This window comes from Qipengyuania sp. JB2-7, assembly GCF_055693485.1.
The window spans coordinates 171,917-192,124 of the sequence record NZ_CM146335.1 but is presented as its reverse complement, the minus strand read 5'-3'; the positions used below and the strand labels follow the sequence as shown (position 1 = coordinate 192,124).

The 20,208-nt window shown below is 57.8% G+C and carries 14 protein-coding genes and 3 pseudogenes; 4 read left to right on the top strand and 13 right to left on the bottom strand.

The genetic code is table 11. The features are described from left to right. Positions 1-1,576 (top strand): annotated as a pseudogene (locus tag ACZ1GM_RS00855) (helicase HerA-like domain-containing protein). A 31-nt stretch (positions 1,577-1,607) separates the two neighbouring features. Here the strand turns inward: ACZ1GM_RS00855 and ACZ1GM_RS00850 are convergent. From ACZ1GM_RS00850 to ACZ1GM_RS00815, 8 genes are all read right to left on the bottom strand, one after another. Continuing rightward, entirely contained in the window at positions 1,608-2,693 is a 1,086-nt protein-coding gene (locus ACZ1GM_RS00850; protein ID WP_472677337.1) for a glutathione S-transferase family protein, read from the bottom strand. Between the two features lie 24 nt (positions 2,694-2,717). Beyond that, positions 2,718-3,872 (bottom strand): sensor histidine kinase, encoded by a 1,155-nt coding sequence (locus tag ACZ1GM_RS00845; RefSeq protein ID WP_472677336.1) that lies wholly within the window; start codon positions 3,870-3,872, stop codon positions 2,718-2,720. Between the two features lie 55 nt (positions 3,873-3,927). After that, a complete protein-coding gene (locus tag ACZ1GM_RS00840; RefSeq protein ID WP_472677335.1) occupies positions 3,928-4,131 on the bottom strand; it encodes a hypothetical protein in 204 nt (67 codons plus the stop codon). Between the two features lie 6 nt (positions 4,132-4,137). Next, positions 4,138-4,869, bottom strand: coding sequence for a response regulator (locus ACZ1GM_RS00835; protein WP_472677334.1), 732 nt, complete (start codon positions 4,867-4,869; stop codon positions 4,138-4,140). A gap of 87 nt (positions 4,870-4,956) precedes the next feature. Next, entirely contained in the window at positions 4,957-5,634 is a 678-nt protein-coding gene (locus ACZ1GM_RS00830) for an EF-hand domain-containing protein (RefSeq protein ID WP_472677333.1), read from the bottom strand. 269 nt (positions 5,635-5,903) lie between these two features. Continuing rightward, entirely contained in the window at positions 5,904-6,302 is a 399-nt protein-coding gene (locus tag ACZ1GM_RS00825) for a cupin domain-containing protein (RefSeq protein WP_472677332.1), read from the bottom strand. 18 nt (positions 6,303-6,320) lie between these two features. Then, the gene (locus ACZ1GM_RS00820; protein WP_472677331.1) at positions 6,321-6,716 is read right to left on the bottom strand and encodes a VOC family protein; all 396 of its coding nucleotides are present in this window, start codon (positions 6,714-6,716) and stop codon (positions 6,321-6,323) included. A gap of 87 nt (positions 6,717-6,803) precedes the next feature. After that, the gene (locus ACZ1GM_RS00815) at positions 6,804-8,636 is read right to left on the bottom strand and encodes an aminopeptidase P family protein (protein ID WP_472677330.1); all 1,833 of its coding nucleotides are present in this window, start codon (positions 8,634-8,636) and stop codon (positions 6,804-6,806) included. Positions 8,637-8,806: 170 nt separating this feature from the next. Between ACZ1GM_RS00815 and ACZ1GM_RS00810 the strand changes: the two genes are divergently transcribed. Genes ACZ1GM_RS00810 through ACZ1GM_RS00800 form a run of 3 tightly spaced genes read left to right on the top strand, consistent with a single transcriptional unit; the run spans position 8,807 to position 12,631 of the window. After that, a complete protein-coding gene (locus ACZ1GM_RS00810) occupies positions 8,807-10,948 on the top strand; it encodes a S9 family peptidase (protein WP_472677329.1) in 2,142 nt (713 codons plus the stop codon). A 1-nt stretch (position 10,949) separates the two neighbouring features. After that, positions 10,950-11,360 (top strand): acyl-CoA thioesterase, encoded by a 411-nt coding sequence (locus tag ACZ1GM_RS00805; RefSeq protein WP_472677328.1) that lies wholly within the window; start codon positions 10,950-10,952, stop codon positions 11,358-11,360. Then, the gene (locus ACZ1GM_RS00800; RefSeq protein WP_472677327.1) at positions 11,357-12,631 is read left to right on the top strand and encodes an NADH:flavin oxidoreductase/NADH oxidase family protein; all 1,275 of its coding nucleotides are present in this window, start codon (positions 11,357-11,359) and stop codon (positions 12,629-12,631) included. The genes ACZ1GM_RS00805 and ACZ1GM_RS00800 overlap by 4 nt, the downstream gene beginning before the upstream one ends. Before the next feature lie 6 nt (positions 12,632-12,637). Here the strand turns inward: ACZ1GM_RS00800 and ACZ1GM_RS00795 are convergent, their stop codons facing one another. The 5 genes and pseudogenes from ACZ1GM_RS00795 to ACZ1GM_RS00775 form a co-directional block, all read right to left on the bottom strand. Continuing rightward, on the bottom strand, positions 12,638-14,368 hold the full coding sequence (locus tag ACZ1GM_RS00795) for a GGDEF domain-containing protein (protein ID WP_472677326.1): 1,731 nt from the start codon (positions 14,366-14,368) through the stop codon (positions 12,638-12,640). A gap of 95 nt (positions 14,369-14,463) precedes the next feature. Next, a pseudogene (ald, locus tag ACZ1GM_RS00790) lies at positions 14,464-15,580 on the bottom strand (alanine dehydrogenase). Positions 15,581-15,643: 63 nt separating this feature from the next. Continuing rightward, entirely contained in the window at positions 15,644-17,242 is a 1,599-nt protein-coding gene (locus ACZ1GM_RS00785) for a DUF389 domain-containing protein (RefSeq protein ID WP_472677325.1), read from the bottom strand. Between the two features lie 55 nt (positions 17,243-17,297). After that, positions 17,298-17,702, bottom strand: a complete 405-nt coding sequence (locus ACZ1GM_RS00780) for a thiol-disulfide oxidoreductase DCC family protein (RefSeq protein WP_472677324.1) — start codon at positions 17,700-17,702, stop codon at positions 17,298-17,300. A gap of 34 nt (positions 17,703-17,736) precedes the next feature. After that, a pseudogene (locus tag ACZ1GM_RS00775) lies at positions 17,737-20,074 on the bottom strand (FtsK/SpoIIIE family DNA translocase). Between the last annotated feature and the right edge of the window lie 134 nt (positions 20,075-20,208).

The window sequence follows — 20,208 nt, the reverse complement described above, 5'->3', positions numbered from 1 at the left end:
TTGGACGATATTTTTCTTGGGCTTGGCGGTAATGGTGAGAAGCAATATCTGCGGCTGGGCCAGGCCAATCGTCACGGACTGATCGCGGGCGCGACGGGTACGGGTAAGACTGTCACGCTACAGGGTTTGGCCGAGAGCTTTTCCGCGCGCGGTGTCCCGGTATTCGTCGCCGATGTGAAGGGCGATTTGTCCGGTGTGTCTATGCCGGGCAGTGCCAGTTTCAAACACGCCGACAAGCTTGAAGGGCGCGCCAAAGAGCTGGGGATGGATGACTACGGCTATTCCGACAATGCCGCCGTTTTCTGGGATCTGTATGGTGAGAAAGGCCATCCGATCCGCACAACAATTTCCGAGATGGGGCCGCTTTTGCTGGCGCGCCTGCTTGATCTGAATGAGACGCAGACGGGCGTGCTGAACATCGTGTTCCGCTTTGCCGATGATGAGGGGCTATTGCTGCTCGATCTGGAAGATTTACAGAGCATGCTGGCGCACACGGCAGAGAATGCCAAGGATCTGTCGGCCAAGTATGGCAACGTTTCCAAGGCCAGCGTCGGCGCGATCCAACGGCAATTGCTGAGCCTCGACAGTCAGGGTGTGGCGCAGTTCTTTGGCGAGCCTGCACTGGAAATCGATGACTTTATCGCCACCGACAAACAAGGGCGCGGAATCATCAATATCCTCGCGGCTGACAAGTTGATGCGCAGCCCAAAGCTGTACGCGACATTCCTGTTATGGCTGCTCGCCGAACTGTTTGAGACACTGCCTGAGGTTGGTGACCCCGAAAAGCCCAAGCTCGTCTTCTTCTTTGATGAAGCGCACTTGCTGTTCGACGATGCGCCCAAGGCATTGGAAGATACGATTGAACAGGTTGTGCGCCTGATCCGCTCCAAAGGTGTTGGCGTATACTTCGTCACGCAGAATCCGATCGATATTCCCGAAGAGATAGCGGGCCAGCTGGGCAACCGCGTACAGCATGCCCTTCGCGCCTTCACGCCCCGCGATAAGCGCGCGATCAAGGCGGCTGCTGAAACATTCCGGATCAATGAGGAGCTGGACGTTGAGCAGGCGATTACCGAGCTGAAAGTTGGTGAGGCGCTCGTCTCAACCTTGCAGGAAGACGGTGCACCTTCGATTGTGCAACGCACGCTGATCAAGCCTCCGCGCTCGCGCCTCGGCCCGGTTACCGCGAAAGAGCGCGCAATCATCAATTCGGTCAGCCCGTATGATGGCAAATATGAAGATGCCGTGGACCGCGAAAGCGCAGAAGAAGTGCTGGCAGCGAAAGCTGTCGATGCGGCTGAGACTGCTAAAGAGGTTGCGGAAAAGGGCGAAGAAGAAGTTCGCAAGCGTACCGCGCAAGACGAAGAGCATTTGGGAAAAGGCAATTGGTCGAGGCATGAAGGTGGCAGCAGGCTCTGCGGCTGCGATGGCCGCCTCGGCAGTCTTGGGCAAGAAAAGCCGGGCCAACCCGATGCGTTCGGCGGCAACGTCGGCAGCGGGTTCCATCGCAACCGATTTGGCTGGCCCAGTGGCGGGACGGTTTGTGCGTAACCTTATTGGCGGTTTGATGCGATAATCGCCGCGCTTGGCAAAAGCGCGATCAAAACTTAATCTAAGGTGAGCTTGAAGTTTTTAAAACGTAGCCGTGTTCCGATCTCGAAGCCGATCAATGCATCTCCACCAATGCTGCGCAGCATTTCTTCGCAGGCTTTTCTATCCCGCTCGGGCAAGCTCGCGAGATAGTCGAGTGCGCGCTGTAACATCCATAGGCTGAAGGGGATCGCGATGCGCTGTCCCGTTACGCCTTCGACCGTGAAGTCAGTCATGCCCAGTGCGCGAGGTAGCTCTGCGTCCGGATTTGCCGCTGCCCAATCACGCAGCATGTCTGCGACATTTTGCAGGTAAGGTATCTGCTCACTCATCATGCGGTTGAGCACCGGTTCCAGTGTGGTCGGTATCGCATCATCGGCCAAGAACTCGCCAGACAGCGGCTCTTTCACATCTGTCATGCGCAACACCCATTCAGCGACACGTGGTGCCAGACGCCGCATCATCTCGCCCGACTTCGGATCGCGATAGTTGTGCGCGTAAAGCGGCCCGATCAGCCCCAAATCCCCAATCGAAGGACGTGTTCCCAGTAGAAAAGGATGCTCGGCGAAATGGGTATCAAGGTCCGCGAGCAAGGCCTCATAGCTTGCTTCAATCGCGGGAATGGTCGCATCATTGATGCCAAGCATCGGCACAAAACCGCGAAAGTTCGCACCGCGTTCTTTGCCCGCCTCATATTGCTGGTCCGGCGTGCCGTCGGGCAAGGCGACTTTGCCGAACTCACCGTAAACCCACTCTTCGTTATAGTTCCAGCGATAGTGCATCGCGGGAATGACCAGCCACTCATCGCCAAAGCACTCCAGCAAGAGCGCAGCGAGCTTCTGACGTGGGCTTTCGGGATATACCGATGGGCCCGCTGTGCTTTGTTCATAGTGATCGATGATTAGCGTAGTGTCTTGCAGGATCACTCCATCGCTGCACTCGACCACCGGGATGACCGGACGCCCCACATTGGGAATGATCACTTTGGCATAGATGTCGGGGGTCGATAGGACTTCGCGATAATCCACCCCCTTCCAATCCATATAGGCGCGGGCTTTTCCAGAATAGAGCGATAGCGGTGCGGCATAGAGCGTGTCGGTCATGCGCGCACTGTGCGCGGGCTTACGCTACACTGGCAAGCGAAATTCCGCGCGAAGGCCGCCTTGGTCGCGATTTGTTAGAGTAAGTGATCCACCGTGCTGTTCAGCGACAGCGCGTGCGATGGTCAGGCCCAAACCTGCGCCACCGGTTGCTCGGTTTCGGCTGGCCTCACCGCGCGCAAACGGCTCCAACATGCTCCCAATCTGATCTGGCGGGATACCAGGCCCCGTATCTGTGACCGCAAGAATGACGTGATTAGCGTCGCGTGCAACACTCACATCCGCGCTCCCGCCATAGCGCAGCGCATTGTTGATGAGGTTGCGCAGACCGCGTTTCAGCCATGTCAGATGCACCGGCGCCACGACACGCTCGCTCTGGATCAGCATCACTGGCTTGCCTTGGTCCTCATACTCTTCAACAATCGAAATCAGCAGCGCAGACAATTCGACAGCTTCGGGCCGCGCATCATTTTTACCTATCCGGGCGAGGTCGAGAATTTCATCGAGCGTGCGCGTGATGTCCTCAACTGTTTCGCTCATCTTCGCGCGTTGAGCATTATCCTCGACACTCTCAATCCGCACGCGCAGCGCGGCCAAGGGAGTCTTGAGGTCATGACCGATTGCGCCCAACATCACGTCTTTCTCACTCAGCATGCCGGCGATGCGCGCCTCCATAGTGTTATGCGCGCGGGTTAAGCCCGCGACGTCGTGCGGCCCGCGTTCCGGCAACGGTTCAACAGCGGCGCCACTTACGGCAAACATTTCCGTGCGTTTCCGCAGCTCGGCCAGCGGCCCGGTAATCCGGCGCAGCATCCAATAAAGCAGTCCCATCAAGACGGTGAAGAGAACTGCGGTTTGCAGCGTGATCGCGCCAAGGCCCGTACGATCGCGTGGCGGCAGAGGCAGCCGGACCACACGCCAAGTGCTTTCACCGGTACGGCGCAAACCGGCAACCAAAAGTCCTTGGCTTTGCGTTGTGCGCCGTTGCAGGCGAGGTGAGCGGGCGATGGCATCTGCCCAATCGCTATCCTTGAGCCAAGGCCGTACGGTGATGGCAACCTCGGCCACATCAATGCCTTGCTCTGTCAGGAATTGGCGCAATTGCGCCTCGCGATCAGAATTACGCACCTCGTCATCGGCGACAGGATTGCTGACAGACTCACTAAATCTTAGCCGTCGCATTATCCTACGCGGGCCACGATCGCGTGAAGGGCGCAGATCAAGCCTGTCATCAAAGTCACGGAACCGGTACGCGCAGTTCCGACGAAGGCGAAAGCCCTCTCGCAAGCTGAAATGCCGCAGCATTGATCAGAGCAGCCTCACGGCGCTCCTGAGAGGCGCGATAAAGCAGCGCCGCCGAAATGGCTTGCGCGACCAACAGAGCAACTGCGGCTGCTAGCAGGGTTTGACCCATCAGGCTTTTGGGAAGAAAACGCATCATCGAAAGCTAAGCTGGCCCGCGTGTCACGTCAGCGCCAAAGCGATAGCCGCCACCGCGAACCGTTTGAATGAAGTGCGGGTTGCGCGTGTCCGCTTCAATTTTCCGGCGCAAGCGACTGACCTGATTATCGACCGCTCGATCGAACATATGCGCCTCACGACCCTGGACCAAGTCGAGCAAACGATCACGATCGAGAACCTGACGCGGGTGATCGCAAAAGGCCCGCAACAGTCGAAACTCTGCGGTTGATATCGATACGACCGCACCGTCTGGATTGGTGAGGCGGCGTTTCAGGGGATCAAGCGTCCACCCTTCAAATTGATAGATCGCGTCGTCGGCACCGTTAGATTGCGCGGGCCCCTTTTCGACGCGTCTGAGAACAGAGCGGATGCGCGCAACCAGTTCGCGCGGTTCGAACGGTTTGGTGACGTAATCATCCGCACCTATTTCCAGCCCAACGATACGATCAGTTGCTTCGCCCCGTGCGGTCAGCAGTATGACTGGGATAGCGCGCGCCTCCACCAGATGACGACACAGCGAAAGGCCATCTTCGCCGGGCATCATGATGTCGAGCAGCACCAGATCAGGTGCATTGTGAAGTAGATAGCTGCGCGCTGCAGCCGAACTTTCAGCCTCGGACACGGCAAACCCCTGACCGGTTAGATATTCGGCCAGGGGTTCGCGTAGTGTTGGCTCATCATCGACGAGCAAGAGGGAGGTCGGCGCGATTTCAGTCATCAATTTCGCCGCCTACCCGCCTTGTTGGTCATGCTGCAAGGTGCAGCCTATTGTGCGGAACGTTGCTGGCGGGGTTGCGCGCGACGCTCAGACCTTTGGGCGCGGCGCTCGTCGCGAACCGCCTGACGTTCTTCGTACCGAGATGCTGCCATCGCTATTGGCGTCCGCTCGGGCGAAGCGTGCTGCCATAGCAGCGTCAAACTCGGCGCGGCTGATGGCTTGGTCGCCATTGGTATCCGCGCGGCGCATCATCCGCTCCATCCGATTGCCGCCTCCGCGACGTTTGCCCATCCGGCCCTTACCGCGGCGTTCCTTCGCCATATCGCGGCCAGCTTCGATTTCGGACTGTGACAGACCGCCGCTGCCATCTGTATCGAGACGAGCAAAGCGTTCGGCTTGTCGGCCATCACGGCGCTCTGCGCGCTGTGCTTCGCGTCGTTCGCGGCGTTCAGCGCGGCGGGCCTTACGGGCTTCGCGAGCTGCGGTCATTTCTGCTTGCGAAAGTTCACCGTCTCCATTTGTGTCTGCCTGGGCGAAGCGCTCTGCCTTTTTCATTGTGCGATCATCAGCGTTCAGCACGCCATCGCCGTTTGCATCCATTCGTGCGAACATGGCATCAGCATGAGCGGCGTGTTCGGTGCTGGTTACAACACCGTCGCCATTGGCATCGGGGCGCTGTTTGCCAGTGTGATTATCCGCAAGGGCAACAGTCGCACCGGTCAAAGCCAAGGCTGCGGCGCTAAGAGGTAGGACGATCTTTTTCATATGTGTTCTCCGTCAAAAGTGGGCGGAGCTGCAGTGAACCGTGTTGAGACTGCCTTGGGATAGGCGGGGGGAGGGGGAGAGATTTGTCTCAACTCCTTGTTCCCAGTGTGCTGAGCCAAGGTGGTTCACCGCAACTCTTGGGGTACCTTTTAGGGAACGATTGTCGCAGCATTATGCCGTGAAGTGCATGAATTGTATCGCTTTGTATCGTGCGCCTCACCCGGTTCATACGGGCGCAAGCAAAGCGCGGTCTTCAGGCCTCCCTTTGGTCAGCGGGGGCGCATTTGTGTGCCCTCGCCAGCCGTGATGAAAATCGCAGTGGCGTGCTCTTCAACATCGGCGATGTGCCACACGCCTGGCTCGTTGATAGCGTAATCGCCTGCTTCCAGCGTGGCGGTTTCCCGCCGTCCATCGGGCCATTCCTGCGTCAGCGTCATTGAGCCTGAGGTGCAGATGACAACCTCTTCACCGTGAGGGTGCATTTCCCAGGTGTCCCAGCCTGTGGTGAAAGAGTGTTGGCTGACCAAGCGGCCCTCGCGCCCATCCGCGCCGTGGCGTTTGCCATACGCCTCGTACCAATCGACGCCAGAGAACGGCGGCTGCGGTACGCATGTCGCGCCTAGCCCCAGATGAATGAAGCTCTCGCTAAGCCGCCGTTTCCCTTTCATCGAATGCCTCCTGCGTGATTAGCTGACCTTGTCCATCAAAAAAGCGTTGAGTTTGTTTCCGTCCGGATCGCGGAAATAGCCAGCGTAAAAGACCATGCCGTTTTCGTCTGGCTCTCCGCGCGGGCCAGGAGGGCCCTCATCACTTCCGCCATTGGCCAATGCAATGTCATAAAGCCGCTGAACCTGATCGCGGTCGGACGCTTGCAGGGCAACCATCACGCCATTGCCGATGCTCGCTGCTTCGCCATCAAAGGGCTTGGTTGCAGCAATGCCTGGCGCACCATCCATATTGCCCCAAGCGATAAAGGTGTCGAATTCCATCATCCGCCCAACGCCCATCTCTGCGGCGATGGCGTCATAGAATTTGGCGGAACGCTCCAAGTCGTTAGTGCCTACAGTAACATATCCCAGCATTGCTTAAGTCCTTTCCGAGTCGCAATCAGAATAAGAGAACATTACAGGAACATTGTAATTCGTACAAGGCACCCACCATAGGGGCTATCAGAGCGGCTGGCATTGCCCCTCAAGCCAAGCCAGGTCTTCGCCATCGAGCTGTGGCGATAGGACGTCCCACACCTTCGCATGATAGCGATCCCACCAGCCAATTTCAGTTTCGGTCAACAAATCCTTGTTCACCAGACGCCGATCAAGCGGCACGAAAGTAAGTGTTTCGAAACCGAGCCAATTGCCCTCTGCGCCATCAATCTCAACCGGCTGCGTCAGGATCAAATTTTCGATCCGAATGCCGAAATGGTCCTGTTTGTAATAGCCGGGCTCATTAGACAGGATCATGCCCGCTGCCAACGGCGTAGACGTTCCTGCAAAAGCGCCGCCGGGTTTGGAGATGCGTTGCGGCCCCTCGTGAACAGACAGATAGGCGCCAACGCCATGACCCGTGCCGTGCCCATAATCCACGCCCGCCTGCCACAAATGCATGCGGGCCAGTGTGTCGAGCTGGCCGCCATTGGTGCCCGCTGGGAAACGTGCCATGGCGAGCTGAATATGGCCCTTGAGCACGCGCGTATTGCGATCGATCATCTCATCGGTCGGCTGCGCGCTGCCATCGGCGCTGTCGATCCACACCGTGCGGGTGATGTCGGTGGTGCCATCCAGATATTGGCCACCGGAATCGCACAGGAAGATGCTGCCGGGGGGGATCGGGATATTGCTTTCCTCATCCACCTTGTAATGCGGCAGCGCCGCGTGACCGCCTGCGGCGCTGATCGTGTCGAAACTGGTGTCTTTAAGGTCAGGGCTTAGGCCACGGAATTCCCGCAGTTTTGCCGCCGCGCCAAGCTCATCAACGGAGCCCATGGGTGCTTCAATACTGAGCCAGCGCAGAAACTTGACCATCGCCGCGCCATCGCGTGCCTGCGCATCGCGGTGCCCCTGCTGCTCGACGGGGTTCTTGATCGCTTTGGCCAGCACCGTCGGGTCGCTGGCGCGCACCGTGGTCGCGCCACCTTGGGTCAAGGCATGGAATACGCCTGCGACGGCCTGACCAGGATCAACTGCCACGGTCTTTCCGGCCAAGCTTTCAAGCGCAGGGACGAACTGGGCACGATCCCGAATGCTCACCGCGTTGCCGAGGTGTTTCGTTAGCTCAGGAGTGACTTTTTCTGGCGCGATAAACAGCTCCGCCGTACCATCTGCATGCGCCACCACATAGGATAGAGCAACGGGCGTGTTGGCCACATCGGACCCACGCATATTCAGCAGCCATGCAACCGAATCGAGTGCGCAGATTACTGTCGCATCATGGCCTTCTTCTTTCAGCCAGTCAGCGATGGCAGCACGCTTGTCTGCGCTGCTGCGCCCAGCATGGGCATCATCGTGCGGAACCGCGATAGATGGGGAAGGCGCAGGTTGGTCAGCCCAAACAGCGTCAACCGGGTTGCTGCCCACCGCGACAAGTTCTGCGCCCTTTGCGGCTAGCGATTTCGATACACCCTCGGCCCAACCAGTCGGGTGAAGCCATGCATCATAGCCGATACGCATGCCCTTTTGCGCGTTCTTTGCAAGCCAGGCTGCGGGGCTGGTTTCCGGCACGCTCTCATAATCAAACAACTCGCCATTGACCTGCTCGCGCACCTGCACGGTATAACGTCCATCGGTGAAAATTGCTGCGCCATTGCCTGTCTGCGGCTCTGACATCACCGCCGCGCTGCCTGCGCTTCCACCAAATCCGGTGAGCCAGGCCAGACGCTGCGCATAATCGCCGACATATTCGCTCATATGTTCGTCGCAGATCGGGATGACGAAGCCATCAAGGCCTCGCTTTTTTAATTCGCCGCGCAGCGCATCTAGCCGAGCCTCGTGAGTGTGCATGAGCATAAATTCGATATCCTTTTTTCGGCGCCTGTCAGATTCTTGACGACTCGGCGCTTGCGACGTCCCAATGGGCCGCATAAGCATAGCGTACTCGTACACTTCGAGCGGCGGGCTTTCCAGTCAGATGCGCTCAAACCCATTGTCAGGCCAATTGCCAGGAGTGCCACACCCTCATGCGCATCCCCCTCTCATCGATCATCACAAGCGCCGCACTCGCGCTCGCCACCCCCTCAATAGCTCAGGAAACATCATTGACTGAACCAACTTCGCCGCCGGTTGCCGAGAAGCGCGACCATTCTTTCACCCATCACGGGATCACGATCTCTGATCCGTATAATTGGCTGGAAGATAAGGGATATCCTGAGATTGATGATGAGGATGTGCTGGAGCACCTGAAGGCCGAAAACGCCTGGTTCGAAGCGCAGATGAAGCCGCATCAGGGCTTGGTTGACGAGCTGTTCGAAGAGATGAAAGCGCGCATCAAGGAAGACGATTCCACTGTGCCGCAGCGCTATGGCGAGTTTCTTTATTGGTCGGAATTTGAAGAGGGGGCGGAGTACCGCAAATATTACCGCCGTCCGGTTTCTGGAGGTGACGCGCAGCTGATTCTGGATGAGAACGAGCTGGCCGAGGGCCACGAATATTTCCGCCTCGGCGCATTCTCGATCAGCAAGAATGGTCGTATGCTCGCCTACTCAACCGATACGAGCGGGGCCGAGCGCTACAATGCGGTGGTCAAGGATCTTGAGACGGGCGAACTGCTGCCCGATGTGATTGAGGGCATTCGTACCGGTCTGACCTGGGTGATGAATGACACCGCGCTGGTTTATGGTTTGGCAGATGAGAACTGGCGCACGAAAGCAGCCAGTCTGCACATACTGGGCACCCCGGTGGCCGACGATGTTGAGCTGTATCGTGAGACGGCGGATGAAGGCTTTAATGTCGGGCATGGCCTTTCCGCGCAAGATGACTGGCTCATTATCGCGACTGGCGACAATGAGACCAGCGAGGTGCGTATAGTTCGCGCTGACGATCCAACGGGTGAGCAAATCCTGATCAAACCGCGCACTAAAGGTGTCGAATACGACATCGATATTCGCGATGACGTGATTTGGGTTCACACCAATGACGATCACGTGAACTTCCGACTGGCGGTTGCTTCGGTGAATACGCCTCAGGATTGGCAGACTGTGATCGCCGGATCGGATGAGTTTTACCTGTCTGACTTCGATCTGTTCAAGGATTTCTACACCACGGAGGGCCGCCTCAATGGCCTCGATCAGGTGCAGATCCGCGATTATGATGACGTCACGAAGATGACGCCGATTGCGTTTCCAGAGGCAAGCTATGTTGCGGGCCTCAGCAACAATCCCGAATATGACCAGAGCAAGTTGCGGTTATCCTATGAAAGCATGGTCACGCCGGACTCTGTCTATGATTATGATGTGGTGAGCGCAGAGCTGGAACTGCTCAAGCAGCAGGAGATCCCATCGGGCTATGATCCCTCGCTCTACACGACCGAGCGGCTGACCGTGACGGCGCGTGATGGTACGCAAGTTCCCGTCAGCGTGGTGATGCGCAAAGATCGCCCGATGGGCGGGCCGCTGCATCTTTATGCTTACGGTGCGTATGGATATGCCTATCCGCCAAGCTTCTCGACAACGCGGCTGAGCCTGGTGGATCGCGGTTATGCCTATGCCATCGCGCATGTTCGCGGCGGTGATGATCTGGGCCGCAATTGGTATTTGCAGGGCAAGCTCAGCGAGCGCTGGAACACCTTCACTGATTTCAGTGATGTGGCCAAAGGCCTGATCGACAAGGGGTATACTGCCAAGGGTCAGATTAGCGCCAGCGGCGGTTCCGCTGGCGGCGAGTTGATGGGTGTGGTCGTCAACACCGACCCTGATCTGTGGGGCGCAGTGGTCAGCAATGTGCCGTTCGTTGATGTGATCAACACCATGGTCAATGAAGACCTGCCGCTGACGCCGGGCGAGTGGCCGGAATGGGGCAACCCGATCACCGACAAGCGCGCCTTTGCCTATATCCTCAGCTATTCGCCATACGATCAGGTGATCGCGCAGGACTATCCACCCATGTTGGTGACCGCCGGCCTCAATGATCCGCGAGTGACCTATTGGGAGCCAGCCAAATGGGTCGCCAAATTGCGTGAGCTTAAGACGGACAGCAACACCTTATTGCTCAAGACCAATATGGGTGCGGGCCATGGCGGGAAGTCAGGGCGCTTTGCCTCGATCTACGAAGTGGCCGAGGAATACGCCTTTATCCTGACGCAGATGGGCGAGGTTGAAAAGTAGGTTGACCGGACCGTTCAGCAAGAGTTTCACCGCTGAGGCGCGGCACATCGATGTTATGGGCCACGTTAACAACACCGTCTGGGTGGAATGGGTGCAGGATATGGCCGCCGCGCATTGGGAAGCGGTGGCCGATCCCGTGCATCAGCGCGACTTTATCTGGCTGGTGGTGCGGCACGAGATCGATTATCGCGGCAACATTGCTCAGGGCGAAGGAGCCACTGGCGAGACATGGATTGAAGGCAAGCCGCGCGGTGCGCAATCCACGCGCCGAGTCGATTTTCGTGACAGCTCCGGCAAATTGCTCGTCTCAGCCTCCACCAACTGGGCGATGTTGCATCGCGAGACCGGTAAACTGGCCCGTGTGCGGCCCGAAATTGTCGCGCCCTTCCAGATATCATCAGGAGAGAAATGATCTCAACATCACCGCTGTTTGAACCACTGACGCTGCCCAATGGCACCACCTTACCGAACCGCATCTGCAAAGCGGCCATGGAAGAGAATCTGGCGGTGCAGCCCGGCCAATATCCGGGTGACAAGTTGTTCAATCTGTATGACGCTTGGGCCAAAGGCGGCACTGGCCTGATCCTGTCGGGCAATGTGATGGTTGATCCATCCGCGCTAACCGGGCCGGGCGGGGTCGTCTTGCAAAAAGGGACCGATCTGACGCCGTTCAGAAAATGGGCAGAACTTGGCAAATCGGGCGGCGGCCAGTTCTGGCTACAGATCAGCCATCCGGGCCGCCAGCTTTATAAGAGCATGGGCGAAACGGCGGTTTCGCCATCAGATATCTCGCTTGATCTGGGCAAGTTCAGCTCGCTCTTTGCACCGGTTCGTGCGCTCTCGAAGACAGAGATTGATCGGATCATCGTGCGGTTCGCGGATACTGCTGTCTTGGCTCAAGAGGCCGGGTTTGACGGTGTGCAGATCCACGGCGCGCATGGCTATCTGATTAGTCAGTTCCTCTCGCCACTAACGAACAAGCGTACTGACGAATGGGGCGGGGGTCTGGAAGATCGGGCGCGCTTCCTCCTGTCGATTGTGGATGCAGCACGCCGGGTTGTGCGCCCCGATTTCGGCATCGGCATAAAGCTCAATTCGGCTGATTTCCAGCGCGGTGGCTTCGCTTTCGAAGATGCACGACAGGTCGTTCAATGGCTCAATGGCCGCGGTGTTGATTTCGTTGAGCTGTCGGGTGGCAGCTATGAGAGCCCAGCAATGCAAGGCAACGCGAATGATGAAAGCGGCGGCACACCATCATCAACGTTGCAACGAGAGGCGTACTTCATCGATTTCGCCCGCGATATCGCGCAGGTTGCCGACATGCCGATTATGGTCACTGGCGGCATCACGAAGCTTGCGACGGCTGAGGCGGCGCTTGCTCAAGATGAGCAGGGCTTTGGCGTTTCCCTGCTGGGCATTGCACGTGCGCTGGCCGCTGATCCGGCATTGCCTACTCATTGGCGCGAGGGGCAGAATACTGATGTTGCCCTGCCGCAGGTAAGCTGGTCCAGCTCTGCTTTGAAAGGCCTTGCGACAATGGCGCTGACGAAGGCACAGTTGGAACGGATGGCGGCGGGACGTGCGCCCGGCGATGGCGGTTCAGCCGCCGTGGCACTGCTCGCGGATCAGTTTCGTGCCGCACGCCGCGCGAAACGTTACCGCAAATGGCGAGAGAATGTTTAGGCGCTGTTAAGCCGCTTGCGTTGCGCGGTCCGTCTTTGAAGGGCGCTCAGCAAACAAGGTCAGGCGTTCGTGAATCGTGCGATTGCGACCAGCGGCCTTTGCCTCATACAACAGCTTGTCTGTGCGCGCGTAGAGGTCTTCCAGCCTCATCGGAACAGGCGCCTCAGGCGGCGAAATGATGACCCCCATGCTTGCTGTCACAACACGCTCCAGTCCGACTACTTCGCTTGCAACCCGCCGACTGATTGCGGTGCGCAGATTTTCGGCGCGCTCCAGGCCTGATGGCCCGCGCAGCATCAGCAGGAACTCTTCACCGCCCATCCGGAATGCGACCGTGTTACGACCCGGTTCCGACGTGAGAGCCTTGCCTACCGTGGTCAGCACATCATCACCCACACTATGGCCGAACCGATCATTGACCTGCTTGAACTCGTCGAGATCAAGCAGTGCGAAGGTGGTGAACCCTTTGCCTTGTAGTTCTTCGAATCGCTGGTTCAGTGCCCGCCGATTCATCAGGCCCGTCATCGGGTCTTTATTCGATAGATCGCCGAGTTCATATGCTCTTAGCCATGCCTGATCGCGCTCGCGGCGGATGGAGATGAATCGGTCTGCGACGCCAACTGCTGTCGCGACCGTCTCGCTCAACACGCCAATGTAGAAGAGCGGCAGGGCATCAGTCGGGATGCCAAGTGGCAGGATGGAGCTGAGAAACTGGACGGAAACGGCCAACATAAGAGGAATCCAGCCCATCATTTGGAAACGAATCGCACGGCTACCGCGCCGGTACGCGTCAAGCATCACCAGGATAAACAGGGCGAGGGGTGGCGCGAATGCGTATGTGTGAAAAGCACCTCCCAATGGGGCGAGTATCTCAAGGTTGAGCGCGTGGATCACGGATGCTGCGAACGCCCACAAACCTAACCAAGGCAACGCCCTGCGCAGCGTGGGGTGCAGTTTCCCCTCTTCGACGAAACTGTGTGTGAACATTGCGGCCATGATCGCAGCAGTGCCCAACGCTATAATGAGGCATGCTCGCCAGCTGACGACTGTTAGATCGAGAAATTCAACCGCCAGGCCCGTTCGGAAGAACACAAGCGCGGCGAAGGAAAGCGTGAGAGCCGCGTGCCACAACAGGAATTGTTTTTTAAGTGCTGACCAGAAGGCGAGGTCAAACAAAGCCGGGACCATCATAATCCCAACGAGGATTGCAAAGGACAGCATCAAAGCAAAATGATCAGCGCCAAAGGTGGGATCGCTATCATAGAGGGCGGCGCGCAAGACAGTGACGTTGTGACCGGGCGCGTCAAAGATGGCGAATACGGCGCGCGAGTTCGCATCAACTTGTGGTAGCTCCGCGATAAACATCGGTTCGCCCGAGGCTAGAATGACATCATCGGGGCTATAGTTCCGGCTGGTAAAAGCACCCTTCTGATCGACCACAACGAGTGTCAGCGTATCAAACAGGCCGAGCCGGGTGTGAAGAAAGCTCGCCTCGCGATCGATGGGATCATCAAGGTCAAAGCGGATTACCGTCTGCGGATCAGAAATGCGCAAATCGACGTCGCGACAGGAGAGTAGCTCAGTATTCTGCACGAGTTTTTGTGGGGATTGGCGAGTTTCCAGCGACTTTACGCAAGCCGCAGTCTGGCCGTTCAGCGCGTGCGCCGGCATTGCGCCAAAACTGCACACCAAAACCGCAATACATGCGGCCAAAAATACCGAGACGCCCCTTCTCATGCCGCTCAGCTAGCGGAATGCCCTTAGCGCAGCGTTAAAATTCGCCTCACTCCGCCAAAATTTTCTCTTCCGAACAGGCTATTAGCACACCGTTATTACGCGATTACTACAGATGTGGGCCGGTATTCATAGCCAAGCTCTTCGGCAACCGCCTGATACGTCACTGCGCCAGCATGGACATTAAGCCCCTCCGCAAGGTGCGGATCGTTACGCAGCGCATCCTTCCAGCCATGACGGGCAATCCGCAAGGCATGAGGCAGCGTGACGTTATTGAGCGCATAGGTGCTGGTACGGGCAACCGCGCCAGGCATATTGGCAACGCAATAATGGACGATGTCATCAACGACATATGTTGGCTCTGCATGCGTAGTTGGCTTGGATGTTTCAAAACATCCTCCCTGATCAATGGCCACATCGACCAACACCGCGCCGGGCTTCATCTGGCCCAGCATTTCGCGCGTGATCAGCTTGGGGGCTGCGGCTCCGGGGATCAGGACCGCACCAATCACCAGATCAGCTTGGCGCACGGCATCTTCGAGATTGGTACGGTTGGAAAAGCGTGTGCTTGCCCTCGCCTCAAAGAACGTACCGACTTTCTCGAGCACTTCCGGATCGCGGTCGAGGATTTCCACATCGCCGCCAAGACCAACGGCCATTTGTGCCGCGTTAAAGCCGACTACGCCCCCGCCGATCACAACGACTTTGCCGGGCAGAACGCCCGGTACGCCGCCAATCAGAACCCCGCGTCCGCCATGCGCCTTTTCTAGTGCTGTAGCGCCCGCCTGAATGCTCATGCGGTCGGCGACCTGGCTCATGGGCTTAAGCAGCGGGAGCGTACCACCCGGGCCAGTCACCGTCTCATATGCAATGGCAGTCACGCCGGACTTTACCAGATCAGCGGTCTGATCCGGATCGGGCGCCAAGTGAAGATAGGTGTACAGTATCTGTCCTTCGCGCAGTTTGGCGCGCTCGGTACGCCTGTGGCTCTTTGACCTTGATCACCAATTCACATGTCGCAAAGATTGGATCCGGCCCATCGACGATGGTTGCGCCTGCTGCTTCATACTCAGCATCCGTTGATCCGATCCCTGCGCCAGCGCCGCTTTCGATCACAACCTCATTGCCCTGATGGACAAGTTCTCGTGCACTTTCTGGCGTCAAGCCAACCCGATATTCGTGATTTTTGATTTCTTTGGGACAGCCAACGCGCATGGGGAATCTCCTCGGGGAATGCGGTGATGTGGTTACATCTGATACCAGTACGCTGCAACTATATTACGCAGTAGTAGAATAATGCTCGCCGCCAGACGTTGGTATTACAGCCGGTACGATCGACCACCTTGCTTCGACTGTATCAGTGCGGCTACCGCCTTCGCGCAGCACTTTCGCGCCTTGGCCTTCTAGTTGTGAGGCAATTGCCGCAACCGCATCCTCAGGTCCTGAAAGTGTCACCGGAATATCGGTTCGTCCAGACGCCCACAGTATCAGAGAGAGCGCGTCTTTGCCCGAAGCCGCGCTTGGCTTTCCCTCCTCGTCCAGAACGATTGTGGGAAGGGGTAGTATTGGCGGGCGCAAGCGTATCTGCCAATCAGGGGCCTGTTTTGCCGCGCGCGCTTCAAGTGCACGATAGCCAGCTAGCGTCAGACCATCGAGAGGCCGCGCAGTGACTAACGCTCGCTTGTTCTCTCGGTCGATCGTTACGTCGCGGGTTTCGACGCCAGCGACGAGCGCCAGCCGCTCTGCCAGATTTGCCACTTGCTGCTCCGCTGCCTGTGCTTGTTGTTGGTCACGGGCCCGAGCGAGCTCGGCTTGTTCCGCTGCCCGCGGATCAGCCCCCACGATCTGATCGATTCCAACCTCGACCTTCTCGCCCAGCTGCCGCTCCAATTGACGCGAGATCGCCAATTCTACATCGGCCTCATAGTCACGTGTAAACACGACTGCGTTGATTTGGATGGGCTCAGCATCCCATGCAATGGTTGGTTGGACGACGCGGGCCTGGGCATCGAAACTGTCTTCGATCACGGAATTCACAATCCGTTGTCCATTCGCCTCGCGCGCGATTTGCGTAAGCGAGATACCCAGAGGGATGGCGAGCAGCACAAAGGTCAGCAGAATGCCGATACTTTCGGTCAGACCGTGTTGGGCCGAGCGTTTATAGCGAAAGCCATAGAGCCGCGCCATCACCGTAGCCGTCAGCGCGATGGTCAACAGGTTCGTAACATACAGCAGCAATGCGCCGCCAAACACGGTCATATTGAACGTTGCCAGCCCATAGCCAACAACCGCGAGCGGCGGCATCAATGCGGTCGCAATCGCGACACCGACAATTGTACCCTCACGTCCGCGGATCATCGCATAACTGCCGGCAAGCGATGAGAAGAGCGCAACGAGCAAATCGAACAGGTTGGGCCTCGTCCGTGCCGCAATTTCATCCGTTACGGTTTGCAACGGAGAAAGCCATACGATCGCCGCAGTGAAAAGAATGGCGACCACCGTTCCGATCAGGATGGCGCGCGCGCACAGCCGCAGCCATTTGAACTTTCCCTCTGCCAGTGCAAATCCCGCGCCGATGATCGGGCCCATTAGCGGCGAGAGGAGCATGGCACCAATAACAACCGCTGGCGAAGAAAGCAGCAGGCCCAAAACCGCAATCCCTGCGGACATGCAGATCATGAAAAGATAGCGCGGTGTGGTGGAGCTTTCCTCCGCGATCCGCCGCAGGACTTTGGAATGCTGAATGTCAGCTGCGACTTCGCCGGTCCACCAATCGCGCAGCACAGCAGCGATGCTTTGCACCGGTTTCGCGGCGTCGACTATTGGTTTTGCCGCTGCATCTTTTGGCTGCGCGCTTGGTTCCCCCGAACTCTTCATGATGCTCGTTTACTCATATTTTTTGCAAACGTCGCGCGGAAAATAGAGGTGGGTGTTAAAGTAAGCGATCGCGCAAATGGTCTGGAGGGAGCCAGCATGTCTCGCGCTTACCAAAAATCCGATAGCGATTGCGCGCGATCAGCAGATAAATCGGATCGCGCAGTACGCGCGGGATCAGGCGAAAAATGCTGGCTGCGCGCCAAGGCCAACCAAGACCTTCATAGATGGAAATGACCGCATCGCTGTCGCGCCGCGCGGTCGCGCCTTCGACCACGATGATTGTGTCTGGGTCAGATGGGTCGATGCCAAATTTGCGAAACAGGTTTGCGCCAACGTCGCTTTGCATGGATGCCAGACGGAAATGCGCCTGTTTATCGAACCGCAGCACGAATTGCGCATTGTAGGAACACAATACACATTCTGCATCAAACAGGATGATGGGGTGCGGAGCTTCAGCCATGGCTTAACGCTACCGCAAACGCGTTATACGATCGTTAAATCGGGTTGCCATCGCGATCGCGGAAAATCTCGCGGCGACCCACATGGTCCGCCGGCCCGACAAGGCCTTCACCCTCCATGCGCTCAATCCATTTGGCTGCCGTGTTATAGCCTACGCCCATCTGTCGTTGCAGCCAGCTGCCGCTCGCCTTCTGGTTCTCAAACACGATCTGGCAGGCTTGGCGATATTTGCGCTCATCCGGATCGTCAGAGGCGGTGAACTCGTCCTCAAAGTCAAAGCCGCCACCTTCGGGTTCTTCCGTGACAGCGTCGACATAGTCGGGTTTGCCTTGCGCGCGCCAATGGTCGGCGACCTGCTCAACCTCCTCATCGCTGACAAACGGCCCGTGCACACGCACCATCGCGCCGGTATTGGGCTTATACAGCATATCACCACGGCCCAGCAGCTGTTCCGCTCCCTGTTCGCCCAGAATGGTGCGGCTGTCGATCCGGCTTGTCACCTTAAAGCTGATGCGGGTCGGCAGGTTGGCCTTGATGACGCCGGTAATCACATCAACCGACGGGCGCTGTGTCGCCATGATCAGGTGAATGCCCGCCGCGCGTGATTTCTGCGAAAGGCGCTGGATTAGCACCTCGATTTCCTTGCCAACGGTGACCATAAGATCGGCCAGCTCGTCAACGATCAGCACGATCAGTGGCAGAACTTCGTAGTCGAGCTGTTCTTCCTCGTAGAGTTCCTCGCCCGTGTCTGGATCAAAACCGGTCTGCACACGGCGGTACGAGCGGTTTACCCTTGGCGATGCTGGCGCGCACTTTTTCATTAAAAGAACTGATATTGCGCGAGTTCACGCTCGACATCATGCGATAGCGCTTCTCCATCTCTTCCACGGCCCATTTGAGCGCGCGGACCGATTTGTGCGGTTCCGTCACGACGGGGCTGAGCAGATGCGGGATATCGTCGTAGGTCTTAAGTTCAAGCACCTTGGGATCGATCAGGATCAGGCGGCACTCGGTCGGCGTAAAGCGATAGAGCAGCGATAGCAGGATCGCGTTCAGGCCGACGGATTTACCCGATCCTGTCGTACCCGCGACCAGCAAGTGCGGCATTGCCGCAAGGTCGGCAATGATAGGTTCGCCAGCAATATCTTTGCCCAGGATGATCGGCAGATTGCCCTTGTGATCAGCAAAGTCAGCGCTCGATGCCAGCTCGCGGTAATTGACCATTTGCCGGTCGGCATTGGGCAACTCGATACCCATCACAGTGCGGCCCGGAATAGGTGAAACGCGTGCGCTGATCGCGCTCATATTGCGCGCAATGTCTTCAGCCAAGCCCACGACGCGGCTAGCCTTGATGCCGGGTGCAGGTTCCAGCTCGTACATGGTCACAACCGGCCCAGCGCGCACAGCCGTGATTTCACCCTTCACGTTGAAATCGTCGAGCACGTTTTCAAGCAGGCGTGCATTCCGCTCCAGCGCCAGCTTATCGAGCTTGGGCGCAGTGTCCTCTTCCCCCTCGGCCAGTAGCTCAAGGCTCGGCAAATCGTACTCGGCAAACATATCGCGCTGTTTGGCCTTGGTTGGCTTGGCTTTGCGAGGGGCGGCGGTGGGGTCGGGTATATCTGGCGCCCGGCGCGGTGTGCCAGCTTCTGAGATAGTTTCAGCGGCTTTTTCGGCGCGTTCCTTTGTCTTTTCTTTGAGTGGCAATTTGATGAGGCTGTCATCTTCCTCATCCGCTTTGGTGTCTCGTTTCAAGAAGTTGGGCAGCGTCAGGAAACGCCGCCAGTCGATCGCGAATACCCGCGTAACCAGTGCCAAGCCGCCGCCCAGGCTGAGCAGCGCCAACCCACCAATGATCCAGCCGCCGAAATTTTCTGGGAAGCGCGCTGCCAAGGCCTCAATCGCGCCTGCGCCCAGCAGCCCGAGCAAACCGCCGACCCCCGCGGGAAACGGGCCGCTGCTTTCTTCGAAAACCAGCGCAAGAACCGTCGCGATCAGAGCCATTGCCAACAAAAGCAGGCCAAAGGGCCGCCACCATGGGCTGGCTTCCTCTTCTTCGTCCTCGGTCTCGACATCGCTCCATAGTCGCCGCGCCGAGATGTAGAGCAGGGGCAATAACAGGATCGCGGGTAGTCCAAACAGATAGAACACGCGTTCGCTGGCCCAGGCCCCGCTGCCCCCCATCCAATTGGCGATATCGGTGCCTGCCGATGCGGTGGAGGGGCTTGGGTCAGTTTGCGTGTAACTGATCAGCGATAGCGTGAGGAAAACCGTGGTCAGGGCGAGAATCGCTGCACCGGCCATTTGCAACGCGCGGCGCAGCGAGCGACGAAATGTCGCTTTCCAATCCGGTGGAGATGCTGCGCGCGATGCCATCGATTTCAGGCCTGACCCTCGGTGTTGTTATTGCACAATACACCATGAATCGCTGTGGAGTCAGGGTCAATTGTTTTGTTTTTGATCTCAGCCTAGCCACCCGTTCCCTCCACCCTTCCACCCGGAGCCTACCG

Coding starts and splice junctions, on each gene's coding strand:
- ACZ1GM_RS00835 (WP_472677334.1), bottom strand. CDS start 4,869: ATGACTGAAATCGCGCCGACCTCCCTCTTGCTCGTCGATGATGAGCCA.
- ACZ1GM_RS00840 (WP_472677335.1), bottom strand. CDS start 4,131: ATGATGCGTTTTCTTCCCAAAAGCCTGATGGGTCAAACCCTGCTAGCA.
- ACZ1GM_RS00850 (WP_472677337.1), bottom strand. CDS start 2,693: ATGACCGACACGCTCTATGCCGCACCGCTATCGCTCTATTCTGGAAAA.
- ACZ1GM_RS00795 (WP_472677326.1), bottom strand. CDS start 14,368: ATGAGAAGGGGCGTCTCGGTATTTTTGGCCGCATGTATTGCGGTTTTG.
- ACZ1GM_RS00815 (WP_472677330.1), bottom strand. CDS start 8,636: ATGCTCATGCACACTCACGAGGCTCGGCTAGATGCGCTGCGCGGCGAA.
- ACZ1GM_RS00825 (WP_472677332.1), bottom strand. CDS start 6,302: ATGAAAGGGAAACGGCGGCTTAGCGAGAGCTTCATTCATCTGGGGCTA.
- ACZ1GM_RS00845 (WP_472677336.1), bottom strand. CDS start 3,872: ATGCGACGGCTAAGATTTAGTGAGTCTGTCAGCAATCCTGTCGCCGAT.
- ACZ1GM_RS00830 (WP_472677333.1), bottom strand. CDS start 5,634: ATGAAAAAGATCGTCCTACCTCTTAGCGCCGCAGCCTTGGCTTTGACC.
- ACZ1GM_RS00820 (WP_472677331.1), bottom strand. CDS start 6,716: ATGCTGGGATATGTTACTGTAGGCACTAACGACTTGGAGCGTTCCGCC.
- ACZ1GM_RS00780 (WP_472677324.1), bottom strand. CDS start 17,702: ATGGCTGAAGCTCCGCACCCCATCATCCTGTTTGATGCAGAATGTGTA.
- ACZ1GM_RS00800 (WP_472677327.1), top strand. CDS start 11,357: ATGATCTCAACATCACCGCTGTTTGAACCACTGACGCTGCCCAATGGC.
- ACZ1GM_RS00810 (WP_472677329.1), top strand. CDS start 8,807: ATGCGCATCCCCCTCTCATCGATCATCACAAGCGCCGCACTCGCGCTC.
- ACZ1GM_RS00785 (WP_472677325.1), bottom strand. CDS start 17,242: ATGAAGAGTTCGGGGGAACCAAGCGCGCAGCCAAAAGATGCAGCGGCA.